Origin of the sequence: Chlorobaculum thiosulfatiphilum, assembly GCF_006265165.1 — a bacterium.
Lineage (GTDB): Bacteria > Bacteroidota > Chlorobiia > Chlorobiales > Chlorobiaceae > Chlorobaculum > Chlorobaculum thiosulfatiphilum.
In genome coordinates, this window is sequence record NZ_VDCH01000020.1 from 14,665 (window position 1) to 29,970 (window position 15,306).

The 15,306-nt window shown below is 58.3% G+C and carries 12 protein-coding genes and 1 tRNA gene; 4 read left to right on the forward strand and 9 right to left on the reverse strand.

What is annotated here, in order from left to right; translation table 11 throughout:
* Positions 1 to 93: 93 nt before the first annotated feature.
* From FGF66_RS09070 to FGF66_RS09085, 4 genes are all read right to left on the reverse strand, one after another.
* Positions 94 to 837: a uroporphyrinogen-III synthase gene (locus FGF66_RS09070; protein WP_139457329.1), complete on the reverse strand. Its 744-nt coding sequence runs from the start codon at positions 835 to 837 to the stop codon at positions 94 to 96.
* Positions 837 to 1,775: a hydroxymethylbilane synthase gene (gene hemC, locus FGF66_RS09075; protein ID WP_139457330.1), complete on the reverse strand. Its 939-nt coding sequence runs from the start codon at positions 1,773 to 1,775 to the stop codon at positions 837 to 839. The genes FGF66_RS09070 and hemC overlap by 1 nt, the downstream gene beginning before the upstream one ends.
* A 20-nt stretch (positions 1,776 to 1,795) precedes the next feature.
* Entirely contained in the window at positions 1,796 to 3,076 is a 1,281-nt protein-coding gene (gene hemA, locus FGF66_RS09080; protein WP_139457331.1) for a glutamyl-tRNA reductase, read from the reverse strand.
* A 117-nt stretch (positions 3,077 to 3,193) separates the two neighbouring features.
* Positions 3,194 to 4,039 (reverse strand): cytochrome C assembly family protein, encoded by an 846-nt coding sequence (locus FGF66_RS09085; RefSeq protein ID WP_139457332.1) that lies wholly within the window; start codon positions 4,037 to 4,039, stop codon positions 3,194 to 3,196.
* A gap of 205 nt (positions 4,040 to 4,244) precedes the next feature.
* Here FGF66_RS09085 and typA point away from each other — a divergent pair, with 205 nt between their 5' ends.
* A complete protein-coding gene (gene typA / locus FGF66_RS09090) occupies positions 4,245 to 6,074 on the forward strand; it encodes a translational GTPase TypA (RefSeq protein WP_139457333.1) in 1,830 nt (609 codons plus the stop codon).
* 158 nt (positions 6,075 to 6,232) lie between these two features.
* Here typA and FGF66_RS09095 read toward each other — a convergent pair whose 3' ends face one another.
* The 4 genes from FGF66_RS09095 to FGF66_RS09110 all read right to left on the reverse strand — a co-directional run bounded on the left by FGF66_RS09095 (position 6,233) and on the right by FGF66_RS09110 (position 10,871).
* Complete coding sequence (locus FGF66_RS09095) at positions 6,233 to 7,360, reverse strand: chlorophyllide a reductase iron protein subunit X (RefSeq protein WP_170181308.1); 1,128 nt, start codon at positions 7,358 to 7,360, stop codon at positions 6,233 to 6,235.
* Positions 7,361 to 7,367: 7 nt separating this feature from the next.
* On the reverse strand, positions 7,368 to 8,381 hold the full coding sequence (bchC, locus tag FGF66_RS09100; protein WP_139457335.1) for a chlorophyll synthesis pathway protein BchC: 1,014 nt from the start codon (positions 8,379 to 8,381) through the stop codon (positions 7,368 to 7,370).
* 20 nt (positions 8,382 to 8,401) lie between these two features.
* Positions 8,402 to 8,878, reverse strand: a complete 477-nt coding sequence (gene bchF / locus FGF66_RS09105; protein WP_139457336.1) for a 2-vinyl bacteriochlorophyllide hydratase — start codon at positions 8,876 to 8,878, stop codon at positions 8,402 to 8,404.
* Between the two features lie 286 nt (positions 8,879 to 9,164).
* The gene (locus tag FGF66_RS09110; protein ID WP_139457337.1) at positions 9,165 to 10,871 is read right to left on the reverse strand and encodes a SulP family inorganic anion transporter; all 1,707 of its coding nucleotides are present in this window, start codon (positions 10,869 to 10,871) and stop codon (positions 9,165 to 9,167) included.
* 526 nt (positions 10,872 to 11,397) lie between these two features.
* On the opposite strand from FGF66_RS09110, the gene FGF66_RS09115 reads away from it, so the two are divergent.
* The gene (locus FGF66_RS09115) at positions 11,398 to 13,179 is read left to right on the forward strand and encodes a cation:proton antiporter (protein WP_139457338.1); all 1,782 of its coding nucleotides are present in this window, start codon (positions 11,398 to 11,400) and stop codon (positions 13,177 to 13,179) included.
* A gap of 113 nt (positions 13,180 to 13,292) precedes the next feature.
* Complete coding sequence (locus tag FGF66_RS09120) at positions 13,293 to 14,249, forward strand: alpha/beta fold hydrolase (protein WP_139457339.1); 957 nt, start codon at positions 13,293 to 13,295, stop codon at positions 14,247 to 14,249.
* Here the strand turns inward: FGF66_RS09120 and FGF66_RS09125 are convergent.
* On the reverse strand, positions 14,233 to 14,898 hold the full coding sequence (locus tag FGF66_RS09125; RefSeq protein ID WP_139457340.1) for a phosphoribosylanthranilate isomerase: 666 nt from the start codon (positions 14,896 to 14,898) through the stop codon (positions 14,233 to 14,235). The two genes, FGF66_RS09120 and FGF66_RS09125, sit on opposite strands and share 17 nt — an antisense overlap.
* A gap of 149 nt (positions 14,899 to 15,047) precedes the next feature.
* Between FGF66_RS09125 and FGF66_RS09130 the strand changes: the two genes are divergently transcribed.
* Positions 15,048 to 15,119: transfer RNA gene (locus FGF66_RS09130), tRNA-Gln, on the forward strand.
* The last annotated feature ends 187 nt before the right edge of the window (positions 15,120 to 15,306 follow it).

The following is a 15,306-nucleotide window of genomic DNA, read 5'->3' on the forward strand; positions in this document are numbered from 1 at the left end:
GGGGAGAAGAGCGGCTGGCGACTGTCTATAAGGTGAATCCTATAAGTCGTATAAGACCTATTCGACCTATGTGCCGGAAATTCGGACGAAAGCTCAGGCTTTCATTGCCGCCGCAATCGCTTTGGCGAAGCTGGGGCCGTCGAAGTATTCGGGGATGATGTCCACCTTGATGCCAAGCTTTTCGAGCGCGCCGGAGGTGGTGGTGCCGATAGCCGCAATCTGAACGGATTCGGGCAGCTCTTTCGAGCCTATCGCGTCAAAAAAGTTGATGGCGGTCGAGGGACTGGTGAAAGAGAGGCAGTCGAGCTTGCCTTCGGCGAGCAGCGATTTGACCTTTTGAGTTTCTTCGAGCGAAGGCTGGATGTTGTCGTAAACGGTCAGCTCCACGCAGATGCCGCCTCGTTTGGCGATGACTTCGGGAATGGTGCCGAGTGAGAGGCTGCCCCGAACAAAGAGGAAGGTTTTGCCTTCGATTTCACTGGCGTCGATGCCCGACATGAGGCTGACCGCATCGGCGCTTTTGGGGAGCGGCTCGATGGTGACGCCATGCTTCTCCAGATCGCCGCCGGTGGTTTTGCCGACCGCCCAGACACGGGCCTGTTGCAGGTTCGGCAGTTCGGCGGCAGACTCTTCGAGCAACCGTTCGAGGAAGAACTGTACGCTGTTTGCGCTGGTGAAGAAGATGCCCGCGAACCGGGTGAGGTCGGGGACGCTCCAGCCGGCAACCGGCCTGATCTCGATCGTCGGGAAGACAACCGAGTTCAGGCCGTACTGCGCAAGCTCCCTTACAAAAGGCTCCGCCTGATGTTTCGGGCGTGTAACGAGAACAGTTTTCATCAGCGGGTTTTGCGGATGTCAGCGAGAATTTTCTCCGCGCCCATCGAAAGGAGCACCTCGGCCAGTTCGATACCGACAGCCTCGGCCTCTTCCGGAGTGTTGACCGGCTTGGTCAGCTCGTTGCGCAGGGCGGTTTTGCCATCAACTGAACCGACGTAAGCGAGCAGCTTCAGGTCGCCGTTGATGTAAGAACCATAGCAGCCGATCGGAATCTGGCAGCCACCCTGCAAGTGGCGCAGCAGCGCACGCTCGGCGCGGCAGCAGATTTCGGTGTTGTCGTCGTTCATGACGCGGACGATCTCTATGGTCTCGGCGTCATCGGTGCGGGTTTCGATACCGAGCGCGCCCTGGCCGACCGCGGGAAGCATCACGTCGTGCGGCAGGATTTCGGAGATGCGGTCGCTGAACTCGAGGCGGAAAACACCGGCGTAAGCCAGCATCATGGCGTCGAACTCGCCATCATCGAATTTCTTGAAACGAGTGTTGAGGTTGCCCCTGATGTCCATGATCTGCAAGTCGGGCCTCATGCTCAGCAACTGCGACATTCTGCGCAGGGAGCTGGTGGCCATTCGTGCGTTCGGCGGCAGATCCTTGATGCCCTTGCCGGACTTGGAGATGATGACGTCGCGGGTATCTTCGCGCTCGGTGAAGGAGGTGATGACCAGACCTTCAGGCGTACCGGTCGGAACGTCCTTCAGGCTGTGCACGGCCAGGTCGATCTCGCCAGCAATCAGGTGTTTTTCGATGTCCTTGGTGAACAGGCCCATGTCTCCGATCTTTGAAAGAGGGGAGTCGAGCAGCACATCACCGGTCGTTTTGACCAGCTTGAGCGTGATGTTCATGTCGGGAAAGCGCCTGGAAAGTTCTGCCTTGGTGAATTCAGCCTGCCACAGGGCAAGGGGGCTGGATCGAGTGCCGATGATAAGCTCTTTTTTCAAAATTCGATGACTGATTGATTTTATTGGAGTGACTGGTTTGGTTCTTCAAGATCGAAGATATTTCTGACGAGGTTGACCTTGCTGGGGATGTTGTCGGCGGTATCGACCGGAGCCTTGAGCATTTTGATCGGATGATGCAGAATCTTTTTCAGAATTCTGTCGGTCAGGTGCTCCATGCGACGCAGCTCCTCTTCGCTCACCTTGTAGCGGTATCGTTCGAGCTCCTTCTCCTTGATTTCGATGAACTTGGACTGGAGATCGACGATGGTCGGACGCACCTTGAGGGTGTTGATCCACTGGCCGAAGCCGACCAGCTCCTCGTCGATGATCGTCTTGACCTTCGGAAGTTCCGCGCGGCGGCGTTCGAGGTTCTTGTCGATGATGTGCTTGAGGGCGTCGATGTCCTTGAGGAACATGTTCTGCAACTTGCCGACTTCAGGATCGATGTTCCTCGGCAGACCAAGGTCGAGCATGATGACCGGTTTCAGGCGACGGCGCTGCATCGCTTGCTGCATCTCGGCATCGTTGAGGATATACTCTTTGGTGCTGACCGCCGTGATGATGATATCGAATTCGTGCAGGTGCTCCTTGTACGATTCATAAGGAAGCACACGGTTGGTGCCGAGTTCTTCGGCGAGCGCCTCCGCCTTGGACTGCGTCCTGTTGGTGATGACGATGTTCCGGGCGTTCTTGGCGTAGATGTGCTTGGCTGCAAGCTCTCCGGTTTCACCGGCGCCGACGAGCAGCACCTTCTTCATGGAGAGGTTGGAGAAAATCTTCTGGGCGAGTTCGACGGCGGCGTAGCTGACCGAAACCGCGCCCTCCATGATCTTGGTCTTGGTCTTGACCTTCTTGGCGACGCTGAACGCCGTGTGGCAGAGCCTGGTGAGGAGAATTCCGGCGGTTCCGACCTCGGCGGCGATGCGGTAGGCATCCTTGACCTGGCCGAGAATCTGGCCCTCGCCGAGCACAAGGGAGTCGATGGCGCTCGACACCTCGAAAAGGTGACGAGCCGTGCCGCAGTAGAAGCGATTGAAGAAGTGTTCGGGGCGGACATCCTTGCGGGCGTCCTTGTAAGAGATCAGGTAATCCTTGAGATAATCGCAGTTCACCTCCAGCATTGCGGGAACCACGTACAGTTCCGTGCGGTTGCAGGTGGATACAACCATGGCCTCGCTGGCCAGTCCGCTCGATACCAGGTCCGTGACGAACTCCTTGTTTTGAACTTCTGAAAGCGCGATTCTTTCACGGATTTCAATAGGTGCAGTCTTGTGGTTGACACCAACTGAAATGATGTTCATAGCAGGGTTAGTTTAAATGAGCCGTTGGTAAACCGATTCAAAAGAGAGCTTGACAGAGTATTCTATAAAAGTGTGTTAATATACCGCAATGTGGCGAATTTTCAAATCGAGCATCGGTTAAATCCTCATTCCGTGAAAACTTGGCGTAACCAGGCTCATGATGAACAGGAGCGCCGTGACCAGCACGAAGAGCGCGATGAGCAGCACCGCCATGTGCTTGATATCCCATCCGAACAGCGGCTTGATGACCAGGCTGACGCCATAGAGCAGCCAGATGACGAACAGGGCGATGAGTCTCGGCTCAAAGAGGTTGATGACCTCTTTCGAGGCGTGTTGTTCGAGAACGCCCGCGACGATAGTGACCGTCAGGAAAAAGAAGCCGAACGCCACGGCGTGCATAATTAGCAGGCCCAGCGCTTCGAGGTTCGGCAGGCGTTGGAAGAGCAGGCCGAAGCGGTTGAGCCGAATCTGGCGGAAAAGCACCAGGTACATGCCGCTGTACAATCCGGCGATGGCTACCGAGCTGAAGCCGAAAATTGCCGCGATCAGGTGGACGCCGATGCGCAGGCCGCTGAATGCCGGTCCCGAATCGACAGTCTGCGCGCTCAGAATCGACGAAAAAAGCGCCGATCCCGCGGCGAAGGCGATGACGAAAAAGCCGGTCTTGTCGCTTTTCGTGGTGAATTCGATGAACATGTAGGTGATGGCCAGCGTCAAAGCCACCATGCTCATGAGGTTGTAGGCCGAGTAGCTCAGCCGGTATCCTGCTGTCGAGGTGAGCAGGCCGAGATCAGCTACATGCATGACGACGGTAAGAATGAGCGCCGGCTGCTTGAGGCTTCCGGCAAGCGGCGTCTCCTTGAAAAAATGGATGCCGTACAGGGCGGTGGTGACGATGTAAAACAGCGGCACGATTTGCGTCAGGGCAAAAAGGAGGCTGTTTTCAAGAAATATATTAGCCATACTCCGTAGGAAGAGGTCGTTTCAAGGACAGGATTATTGTGACAATACTTCAGTTATTGCTGCGTCTGAGGCGAGTCCGGTTCATTCAATAAACTGAAAAGAAAAATATCTTCACTCCCGCCCGGTAATAATATTCAATGGAAAAAGTGTATATTCGGCCCGATTGAAAACCAGAGCAATAAAATATACTTATTTATCGCAAAAGATGAGCAGGAAACAGAATATTCGTAATATCGCCATTATCGCGCACGTCGATCACGGCAAGACCACCCTCGTGGACTCCATTTTCAAGCAGACTGGCGCGTTCAGGGAGAACCAGCATGTTGACGTCAGGGTGATGGACTCCAATCCGCAGGAGCGGGAGCGGGGCATCACCATTTTCTCGAAAAATGCGGCCGCGCAGCACAAGGGCTGCAAGATCAACATCGTCGATACTCCCGGCCATGCCGATTTCGGTGGCGAGGTGGAGCGCATCCTGAAGATGGTCGATGGCGTACTTCTGCTCGTCGATGCCTTCGAGGGGCCGATGCCGCAGACCAAGTTCGTGCTTCGCAAGGCGCTCGAACTACACCTGAAGCCGATCGTGGTCATCAACAAGATCGACCGCCCGCAATCGGATCCGGTCAAGGTGCATGACCAGGTCATCGATCTTTTCATCGCGCTCGGCGCCGAAGAGGAGCAGCTCGATTTTCCCTACATTTTCACTTCGGCCAAAAACGGCATCGCCAAATACAGCATGGATGACCCGGATGGCGATATGAGTCTTCTGCTCGACATGATCGTCAAGGAGATTCCGGCTCCGGTAGCCGACGATGACGCCGGATTCCAGATGCTTATCACCACCCTCGACTACAACGACTACATCGGCAAGATCGCCATTGGCCGCATCCTGCGCGGCAAGGTCGCGCCCGGCAACCAGCTCACGCTGGTAACGCCGGATGGCATTGTTGGCAAGGGCACCGTCACCAAGCTCTTTCTCTTCGACCGGACGCAGCGCGTCGAGGCGCAGGAGGCGACGGCGGGCGACATCGTCGCGCTTGCGGGCATCGCGGCGGCCAACGTCGGCGAGACCCTCGCCTCGCCCGACCAGCCGGAAGCGCTCGATTCGTTCGACATCAGCAAGCCGACCCTTTCGATGCTCTTTTCGGTGAACGACTCTCCGTTCGCCGGCCTGGAGGGCAAGGAGGTGACCAGCCGCAAGATTCGCGAGCGGCTCATGAAAGAGATTATGACCAACGTCGCGCTCAACGTCGAGGAGACCGACAGCGCCGATACCTTCAGGGTTTCGGGACGCGGCGAGCTTCACCTCTCTGTACTCATCGAGACGATGCGCCGCGAGGGCTACGAGCTGGCGATCTCCCGTCCCGAGGTGATTCTCCGCGAGGAGAACGGCGTGACGATGGAGCCGGTCGAGCATGTCACCATCGACGTTCCGGAGGAGTACACCGGCGTGGTCATCGAGAAGATGGGGCGCAGGAAGGCCGAGATGACCAACATGAGCACCCTGCGTGGCGGTATGAACCGTCTCGAATTCGAAATTCCGACGCGTGGCCTGATCGGTTACAACCTTGAGTTCACCACCGACACCAAGGGCGAGGGCATGATGTCGCACGTGTTCCACAACTACCAGCCCTACAAAGGCAAGCTGCCGTCGCGCGAGACTGGTGCGCTGGTCTCCGCCGAAACCGGCGTGGCCGTGGCCTACGCCATTTCGAGCCTCGAAGATCGCGGCATCTTCTTCATCGGGCCGAACGCGAAGGTCTATGAAGGCATGGTGATCGGCGAATCGACCCGCGACCTCGACATCACGATGAACATCTGCAAGACCAAGAAACTCACGAACATGCGAGCATCCGGCTCTGACGAGTCGATGCGCCTGACGCCGCCGAAGCGACTCTCGCTCGAACAGGCGCTGGAGTTCATCAACGACGACGAGCTGCTCGAAGTGACGCCGGAGAACATCAGGATTCGCAAGAAGATTCTCAACGCCGACCTTCGCGCCAAGGCGACGAAAAAAGCCAAGGCGATGGGGTGAGGAGAGAATTATGAATTATGAATTCTGAATTATGAATTGAAAAGGCTGCTCCGAGTGGGCAGCCTTTTTTGTTGGGTGGGGGAATCGCGAAGCATAGGTCGTATAAGTCCTATGGGTCGTATACGACTTATAAGAGAAGCTGATGCTGGAACTGGTTTTTACTGCTCGAAAAACAGCTTGCGCATCGCTTTGCGGGCGGTGGCGATGTGGGCTTTCACCTCCTGCTCGCTGAGGCTTTTCAGCTCGGCGATCTCTGTGGGGGATTTGCCTTCGACTTCGTGCAGGGTGTAGAGTTCGCGTTCTGGTTCCGGCAGTTTTTCGATGCAGGCAAGCAGGCGCAGGCGTTCGGCGTCAGGCGCGGAGTCGTTCACCGTGGCTTTGGGGGCCGGTTGCGCGGTGTTGCCGTCAGCGGAGGGGCGGCGGAACAGCTCATCCGCTGTTGCGGCTGCGGGCAGCTCGTCGCTGACCTCGCCGAAGAGCTTGACGAAATCGCCGAAGCCGAGGCCGCTTGCTTCGCACGGCGTGATGGCGTTGTCGAGAATGTCGGTCGCGAGTTTTTTGAACGGCTCGCCGATTGCGGGCAGGCGGACGGCGAAGTCGAAGCTGTCGTCCATGTCACGCGCTTCGAGGTTGTAGGGAACCTTCATCAGCACGTTGATGCCCGCGGCTTTGGCGTAATTTTCGGCCATGCCGCTGCCGTCGTCGCGGTTGACGATGAGGCCGAGCAGGCGCGAGCGCCCGCCGATGGTGCGGAAGTAGTTGTTGGCTTGGCAGATGTTGTTCGAGGTGAAGATCGACTGCCGGTCGTTGCTGGTCACCAGAATCACCTCTTCGCTGAGCGAGCGGGCCAGAGGCGTCGCGAAGCCGCCGCACACCACGTCGCCGAGGAAATCCATCAGAATAATATCGATGTCCCACTCGAAGATGCCGAGCTTTTCGAGCACGTCGAAGCCCGAGATGATGCCGCGCCCGCCGCAGCCGCGCCCCACCTGCGGGCCGCCAAGCTCGATGCCGTAGATCGGCTGCGGAAATCCGGGAATGTCGCGCCGGAAGACGATGTCACTGATCTCGACCTGCTCGTTTTTCGCGTTCTTTTCGGCGAACACCTCGGTCACCGTGGGCAGCGAAATGCCGCCGAACAGCGAGGTGGTCGAGTCGTGCTTGGGATCGCAACCGAGCTGCAAAACGCGCTTGTTCATCATGGCGAAGGTCGCGCTGAGGTTCGTGGTCGTGAAGCTCTTGCCGATGCCGCCCTTGCCGTAAATGGCGATGGTTCTTGGCGCCATGAGTCGCTCAGTGCCCGGTTTTGCAGATTGGAAAGTTCTCGCCCGCCTCGTCGCCATGCTTCCAGTGGATGATCATCTTCAGGCAGTCGGGGTCGCCGAAAGCCCGCATGTACGCCGCTTCGAGGTTTTCGTCAACGGTGCACTGGTGGGTGAAAATCTTTTCGGCGTTGATTTTACCGGCGGCGATCAGCTCGCGCACCCGACGCAGGTCGCCTTTGGCCCACTGGCGGGCGGCGATGAAGGAGAGTTCCTTGTTGAACGCCTGCGAGTAGTCGATGTTCATGCGCTGGTAGTAGCCGCCAAAAATCACCTTGCCGTGGAATTTCAGGAAACGCAACCCGGTTTCGATGGCGCTCATGATGCCGGTGCTGTCGATGAGAATATCGAACTCGTGACCCGCCAGCGCTGCCGACACATCCTGCGTTTCCGGGTTGACCTTGATGTCCGCCGTCGAGATGTCGAGCCGCCGCTGGTGCGGCTCGGTGACCGCCACGAGGCTCGCGCCGAAGCGCTTCGCCAGCTCTGCGGCGAGGATGCCCACCGCGCCCTGGCCGAGCACGAGCACCTTGCGGTTCTTCACCTCGCCGAGATCGACGATGTGCAGCGCCGTCGCGCCGAGCGGCAGGGCGATGCCGCATTGCGGATTCGAGATGCCGTCGAGCACCGTGATGCTTTCGACCGGACAGACGATGAACTGCGACGCGCCGCCGAAAGCCGCGTTCACATCCTCGTAGCCGAACGACCCCGCCACATAGGCGAACTTGCCGATCAGCCCCTGATTGACATGGTCGCCCGCCTTGACGATCCGTCCCACCGTTTCGTAGCCGGGAATGAAGGGAAAGATGAAGGGCGGCGAGGGGATGAGGCCGTTGAGGGCCATCTTTTCGGTGCCGGTGCTGATGGACGACCACCAGGTTTCAACCAGCACGTCGGTCGAACAGACCGGTTTGAGGGTCACCTCCCGCAGCTCGATCTTGTTGACGCCGCTGAAGACGATCGCTTTGGACTTTTTGGCTTCCATGCTGTGGATGGGTTTACAAATCAGACCGCGCCGCGGGCCTTGAGTTTCTTTTCGTTATGCTTTTCAAGCAGCAGGCGGATGACGAACTGCGCCGCGTTGATGAGGTAGCTCAGGTAAGCCAGGTAGGCGGTGAGAATGAGAATGTGTTCAGACGGCTTGATCCAGAAGAAGAGGAAGAAATAGGATACGTGCACGATCATGGCGATGGCGCTGCCGAAATCCTCCCAGAAAAACTCGTGCGCGAAGGCGAATTGCCCGAATACCTCAAGTTCGAAAAAGCCTCCGGTCACGAAAATCAGCACGAGCATGAAGGTCTTGAGCGCGACGAAGAAGGTCACCCACCAGAAATCGGTGATCCAGATGCCCTGCGAATAGAGGTACGTCACCGTCAGACCGGCCAGGAAGATGAGGAACTGGATCGGCGCAAGAATCGCCTGCGAGGTCGTCCACTTGGACGCATTTCTTTTTTCAAGCTGTTCCGGTGTATAACGAGGCATGGTGGATGATCGGTTCAGTTCGGTGATGGAAACGGCGCGCATCGCGCGCCAGAACGACGGAGAATATAGTAAAATAGGCCGGATGGCAAAACTGGGGGAACGAGGGGTGACTGGACAATTGAATCAAAAGCCCCAGCCTCCTCGCGCAAAAGAGCCACCGGAAAACTTGACTCTTTTGCGTTGCTCTTGGCGTCTTGAGCTATGGGGAAATCACGTATAGCCGGGCGCTCTTCAAGACGATGTTTATCCTGAATGTATCGTCTTTGCAATTCAATCGTTCGCTCCTCTACTCCTTCTCTCTTTTCACGCTGGCGACGAAACCCGCTGGGCGTCCCTGTACGGGCAGGCCGAGCAGGCTTCGCGCGCGGTCGAGGGCGTCGTCGATGTTGCCGAAGATGTTCTCCTCGCCGATCTCGTCCGAAAGTCCGTATTGCTGCATGGCGAAGAGCGGCTGGACGTGAACGCCGGAAAGAATCAGCTTCGTGCCGGTTTTCCGGCTGTCGGAGACCAGCTCCTTCATCATGTTCAGGCCGGTGGCGTCGATGCTCATTACCTTGCGCATCCTGAGAATCCGGATCGCCGGGGCTTTGCCGACCACGTGCATTGCGTCCTTGAACTTCGAGGCCGCGCCGAAGAAGAAGGGGCCGCTGACCTCGAAAACGTCCACGCCCGCCGGAATGGCGCGGCTGACGATGGCGTTCGGGTCATCCTCGTCCTCGGCATCTTTCAGCTCGCCGGTGATGACGCCGACGTTGCTCATGCTGGCCATGCGCTTCATGAAGAGGATGGCCGAGAGCAGCATTCCCACCTCGATGGCGATGGTGAGGTCGAAAATCACCGTCAGGCCGAAGGTGGTGAGCAGCACGGCCACGTCGCTTTTCGGGCTTTTCAGCAACTGCCGGAAGACGTGGTGCTCGCTCATGTTCCAAGCGACGACAATCAGAATCGCCGCCAGCGTCGGCATTGGAATCAGCTTTGCCCACGAGCCGAAAAGGAGCATGATGGCGAGCAGCGTGATGGCGTGAACGATTCCGGCGATTGGCGTGCGCCCGCCGTTCTTGACGTTGGTCGCCGTGCGGGCAATCGCGCCGGTGACGGGAATGCCGCCAAAGATCGGGGAGACGATATTGGCCACGCCCTGGGCGACCAGCTCCATGTTCGACTTGTGCCGCGAGCCGATCATGCCGTCGGCCACCACCGCCGAGAGCAGCGCCTCGATGGCTCCAAGAATGGCGATGGTGGTGGCGGGCATGATGAGGTGGCGGATGGTCGCCATGTCGAGCGACGGAAAGCTCGGCGCGGGAATCGAGGCCGAAATGTCGCCGAAGCGCGTTTCGATGGTATCGACCGGGAGATGCAGCATCCGCACGGCCAGCGTGGTGACGATGAGGGCGATCAGCGGGCCGGGAATTTTGGTGGAGACCTTCGGCCAGAAGATGATGATGAGCAAGGCTGCCGCGCCGACCATGATGGTTTCCGGGCTGGCCGTCGGCAGGGCTTTGAAGTAGGCGGCCCACTTTTCGATGAAGTCGGCGGGTACGCTGGCCATTTGCAGGCCGAGGAAATCCTTGACCTCGCTCGAAAAGATGATGATGGCGATGCCGCTGGTGAAGCCGACCACGACCGGGTAAGGGATGAACTTGATGAGCGAGCCGAGCTGCGACAGGCCCATGATGATGAGAATCACGCCCGCCATGATGGTGGCGATCATCAGGCCGTTGACGCCGTATTGCTGGACGATGCCGTAGAGAATGACGATGAAGGCGCCGGTCGGCCCGCCGATCTGGACGCGGCTACCGCCGAGGAAGGAGATCAAAAACCCGCCGATGACGGCGCTGATGAGGCCCTTTTCGGGCGAGACGCCAGAGGCGATGGCGAAGGCGATGGCAAGCGGCAGGGCCACGATGCCGACGAGAATTCCGGACACGATGTCGCGGACGAGCTGATGCCTGTTCAGCTCGGGAAGAACGGTAAACAGTTTGGGTTTGAACATTTGCTGGAAATGGTCTGATGTGAAGGAACGGCAGTTCTCTGCAATCCGTTACGGCAAATCGATCAATCGCCCGAACGGGTAATGCCCGGAAGGTCTCGACTCTCCAGGATTGATTCGGGTTGACTGGTGTCATAGGGGAGCTTGTCTGGTCAAGCCCGAATCCGCATCCGGATTCTCGCGGGGCTTTTCCGGCAAGCGTTGCCAGGTTGGCGCAGGAACTGTCAACTGTTGTACAATGTATGATTTTAACGGAATTATCAATGGCCGCGCCATAAAATTCCGAAGCCATTTGCGCCTTTTATATTGCGGTGTTACACTACAATAACAGAGAACTGGCCAGCATAAACGCCCGGACGGGTTGCCGCAGGGAACTCGCGAGACTCTACAATATTTGCTCTTTGTCATCGCGATGACGGAGCACAAGGGTGATCATGATAACTTTGCTGTCAAATCGGACAGCCTCTTGGGTATGGTGATTCGCAATGATTTTCTCCTCTGTCTATTCCGTTTCTGAACAAGGTATTTCATGCATCAGTACGAATTTCTCGGGCAACTGGTCCTGATCGGGGCGCTTGCCATTGTCAACATTCTCGTGTTCCAGAAGATCCGGATTCCTCCGGTGATCGGCTTGATCTTCACGGGCGTCATGCTCGGGCCGACGGGGTTCCATGTCATTCGGGACAGCGGGCTGATTTCGACGCTTGCCGAGATGGGCGTCGTGCTGCTCCTTTTTACCATCGGGCTGGAGTTTTCGGTCGATGATCTGAAAAAGCTCCAGAAGATCGTCCTGTTCGGCGGGACGGCGCAGATTCTGTTGACCGGCCTTGTCGTCGCCCTGTTATCATACTGGCTGATGGATGCTATCGGCACGTCGGTTGGCAGCAAGGAGGCGCTCGTGCTCGGCTTTTCGTTTTCGGTCAGCAGTACGGCGCTGTGCCTGAAAATTCTCTCCGACCGGGGCGAAATCGGTTTCGATCATGGCAGGATCGCTCTTGGCATCCTGATTTTCCAGGACATGGCCATCGTGCCGCTGATGTTCGGATTCAGCTTTCTGACGAGAGGCAGCTCGATGCCGCTTGAAGCTTCGCTCGAGGAGATTGCGCTCGTTCTGTTGTTCACCATCGGCATGTTCGGCGGGTTCCGGTTCCTGATGCCGAAGATCGTGCGGGTCATCACCGAGCTTCACGCGGGCGAGGTGCTGGTGCTCGGCGCCTTGGTGCTCTGCTTCGGCGCGGCGTGGCTCGCCTCGCTTATCGGCCTGTCGCTCGCGCTCGGCGCGTTCATGGCGGGCATGGTGATCGCCAGCACCGACGGAAGCCACCGCATCAGCCGCACCATCGACCCCTTCCGCGAGGCGATGACCAGCATCTTTTTCGTCTCCGTCGGCCTCTTGCTCGACGTGAACATGATCGAGCTGCCGTGGCTCGTCGCCATCGCCCTGGTGGTGCTGGTGGTCAAAGCGATAATTATGACCGGCATTTCGATGGCGCTCGGCTTTTCGCTGCGGGTCAGCCTGATGTCGGGCATGGTGCTGGCGCAAATCGGCGAGTTCTCCTTCGTGCTCGCCGGAACGGCCCGGAGCGCCGGGCTGCTCGACCAGCACATGTTCCAGTCGATGCTGGCCATCATCGTCGTCACCATGATCGTCACGCCGACGCTGATCGCCGCCGCGCCGAAGTTCGCCGCCCAGATGGCTCCGGTGTTCGGCTTCATGCCGCTCGCATCCAAGCCCGAACCGAAACAGCCTGCTCGCGCCGCCGCCGGGCTTATCGCGTGCAGGGGCGAAATTCACGCCGCCATCATCGGATTCGGCCTGATTGGCAGGAACGTCGCCGCCGTGATGAACGCCACGAACCTCGCCTACACGGTGCTCGATACCGATCGCAAGACGGTCAAGACGATGCGCCGCCAGGGCGAGCCGCTTTTCTACGGCGACTGCACGGAGCGCAAGTCGCTGTTGCGCATCGGCGTCGATCACTCCCGCTCTGTGGTGATCTGCATTCCGGAGATCGACGCCGCCGTTCAGTGCATCCGCCTGGTGCGGGAGATCAATCCCGGGGCGTTCATCATCGCGCGCTCCCGCTCGCTTGAATCGGCAAACCGGTTTTACCGCGCCGGAGCCGATGCCGTCGTGACCGAAATCTTCGAGACCTCGATCCAGATGTTCTCTCAGTTGCTCAAGCATTTCCGGGTCGCACCCGAAACGATTCTGACGCAGCAGGAGATCATCAGGCGTGAAGGCGGCAATATTTTCCGTGAACCGGCAAGCGACGCGGACGGCTCCGGCAGCGATCCGGCAGTGAAGTGACGTTGCGGCATGGCTTCGGTCACTCCTGGAAAGTGGCGCAAAAACTGCGTGCAGTCAGGATTTTTACCTACATTTAACGGTAGTGTCTCTCTGAAACTTCAGCGTGAAAAGCCATGGATAGCCTGCCGGAGCCATCGTCAGAAAAATTCAGGGCTTACCGCCTGAAGCTGCTCGACCAGCTCGAGACCTCCACCCAGGGCGAACGCAACCGCGCCCGGTACGAACTTGGCCTGATGCGAAACAGCCATTTCGTCAGCGTCGGCGGCCTCTTGCACCACTATCACGATTCCGGCCCAGCCAATCCGGTAGGCACCGTCTTGCTCATCCACGGCTGGGATTGCTGGTGGATGTGGTGGCACCGCATCATCCACGAGCTGAACGCGGCGGGCTACCGCACGGTGGCCTACGACATGAAAGGTCACGGCTGGTCGGAGAACGATCCACAGAATCGCTACCACATCTCCGACTTCGCGCGCGACCTTGACGGGCTGATCCGGACGATCGGGCTGAAAGATTTGCATATTGCCGCGTTTTCGTTTGGCCCGTTCGTGGCGCTCGACTATGTCAACAAGTACCCGAACAGCGTCAGATCGATGGTGTTTTTCAACTTCGGCTATCTGCCGAACAACGAATTTATCTCGAAGGCCGCGCCCGCCACGATCAATTTCATCTTCAACATCATGATGCGGAAGCTCACCTGGTGGCTTCCGGCCTACATGTTCGCGCGGCTCGCGCTGTCAAGGAATTCGGTCATGATGCACGACATCAAGGTCGGCTTCGAGAGCCTCGGTTTCTGCGCTTCGGAGGCCATCGAGCAGACGACCGCGCAGATCACGGCGATGGAGACGACCGGGATGCTGCCCGAAATGGTGCGGGCTGTCAGGGTGCCCATACTCTTCGCGGCGGGAGAGGGAGATGTGGTCATGACCTGCGAAAATGCCAAAAAATTGCAGGAGATGACCCCATCCGGCAGCTACCTCTGCGTGCCGGATTGCGGTCATCTCATCACGCTCGAATTGCCGCAAACGGCGGCGGAGATCGTGCTTCGGCACATCAGCAGCCATTCGTGAGCGAGCGGTCGGCCTCGCGCACCGCTTCGACGAACCGCCGGATCTTCAGCGCATCCTTGACGCCCGGCGACGACTCGACGCCGCTTGCCGTATCGACGCCCCAGGGGCGCACGAGTCGCACCGCGTCGCCGACGTTCTCCGGCTTCAGCCCGCCCGCCAGCAATGCCCAGCCGACATCGCGCGTCTCGTCAAACAGCATGGAAGCCGTCGAGGATTCGATGGTATTGCCCGTGCCTCCGGCCATTTCGGCGCTGAACGCATCGAACAGAAATCCCCGGCAACCCGTCCGTTTCGCGTAACTCCTGACCTCCTCGACGCTGAAACCGGGGCCGGGCCGAAAAACCCGGATCACCCGGACGCCTTCGATCCGCAACGTCTTATCAGCGTCGTAATCATCCGAATGGAGCTGCGCCGTCTGCAAGCCGCAATAGCGGCAGAGATCGACTATCTCTTCGGGCGACTGCTCGACGAAGACCCCCACGGCGCTGACGAGCGGCGGAAGCGCGGCGACGATGGCGCGGGCCGCGTCGGCATCGATGCGGCGCGGGCTCTTTCGGCTGAAGTTGAAGCCGAGCGCGTCCGCGCCCCAGAGCGAGGCTTCGAGGGCGTCTTCGGGGCGGGTGATGCCGCAGATCTTGATTTTCGTCATGAGCGAGACTGAATGTTCGTTACAGAAAGTTGAACAGAAAGGTAAAAAAGCCCGCGCGGTTTTTCACGCTTCATTCAGGCTTCGGGTTGTGTTTTAAGCTATTTATCCGTATAATTCAAGCCGTTTTCAGAACGATCTCTTCCGAACGATGGGGCGTCGCCAAGTGGTAAGGCATCGGCCTTTGGAGCCGACATTCGCAGGTTCGAATCCTGCCGCCCCAGCAAGACAGTCGGACGCCATTTCGTCCGGCTACCGTTCCGCCACCTTTCAGGGCGACGCTTTTTGCCCCGTGATTACCGTGTCAAAATCATCCCGACAGATAACAGCGCCGTTCGTCAGCCCATCGCTCGCCATCTTCTTGAAATCCATTCCAGTCCGTTGTCTCTTTTCAGGAATTCCATTGAACAG

Bases quoted from the DNA above. Each gene is read 5' to 3' on its own strand.
- FGF66_RS09070 (WP_139457329.1), bottom strand. From the start codon at position 837: ATGAAAACTGTTCTCGTTACACGCCCGAAACATCAGGCGGAGCCTTTT.
- bchC (WP_139457335.1), bottom strand. From the start codon at position 8,381: ATGGAAGCCAAAAAGTCCAAAGCGATCGTCTTCAGCGGCGTCAACAAG.
- FGF66_RS09120 (WP_139457339.1), top strand. From the start codon at position 13,293: ATGGATAGCCTGCCGGAGCCATCGTCAGAAAAATTCAGGGCTTACCGC.
- FGF66_RS09110 (WP_139457337.1), bottom strand. From the start codon at position 10,871: ATGTTCAAACCCAAACTGTTTACCGTTCTTCCCGAGCTGAACAGGCAT.
- bchF (WP_139457336.1), bottom strand. From the start codon at position 8,878: ATGCCTCGTTATACACCGGAACAGCTTGAAAAAAGAAATGCGTCCAAG.
- FGF66_RS09085 (WP_139457332.1), bottom strand. From the start codon at position 4,039: ATGGCTAATATATTTCTTGAAAACAGCCTCCTTTTTGCCCTGACGCAA.
- FGF66_RS09095 (WP_170181308.1), bottom strand. From the start codon at position 7,360: ATGGCGCCAAGAACCATCGCCATTTACGGCAAGGGCGGCATCGGCAAG.
- typA (WP_139457333.1), top strand. From the start codon at position 4,245: ATGAGCAGGAAACAGAATATTCGTAATATCGCCATTATCGCGCACGTC.
- FGF66_RS09125 (WP_139457340.1), bottom strand. From the start codon at position 14,898: ATGACGAAAATCAAGATCTGCGGCATCACCCGCCCCGAAGACGCCCTC.
- FGF66_RS09115 (WP_139457338.1), top strand. From the start codon at position 11,398: ATGCATCAGTACGAATTTCTCGGGCAACTGGTCCTGATCGGGGCGCTT.
- hemA (WP_139457331.1), bottom strand. From the start codon at position 3,076: ATGAACATCATTTCAGTTGGTGTCAACCACAAGACTGCACCTATTGAA.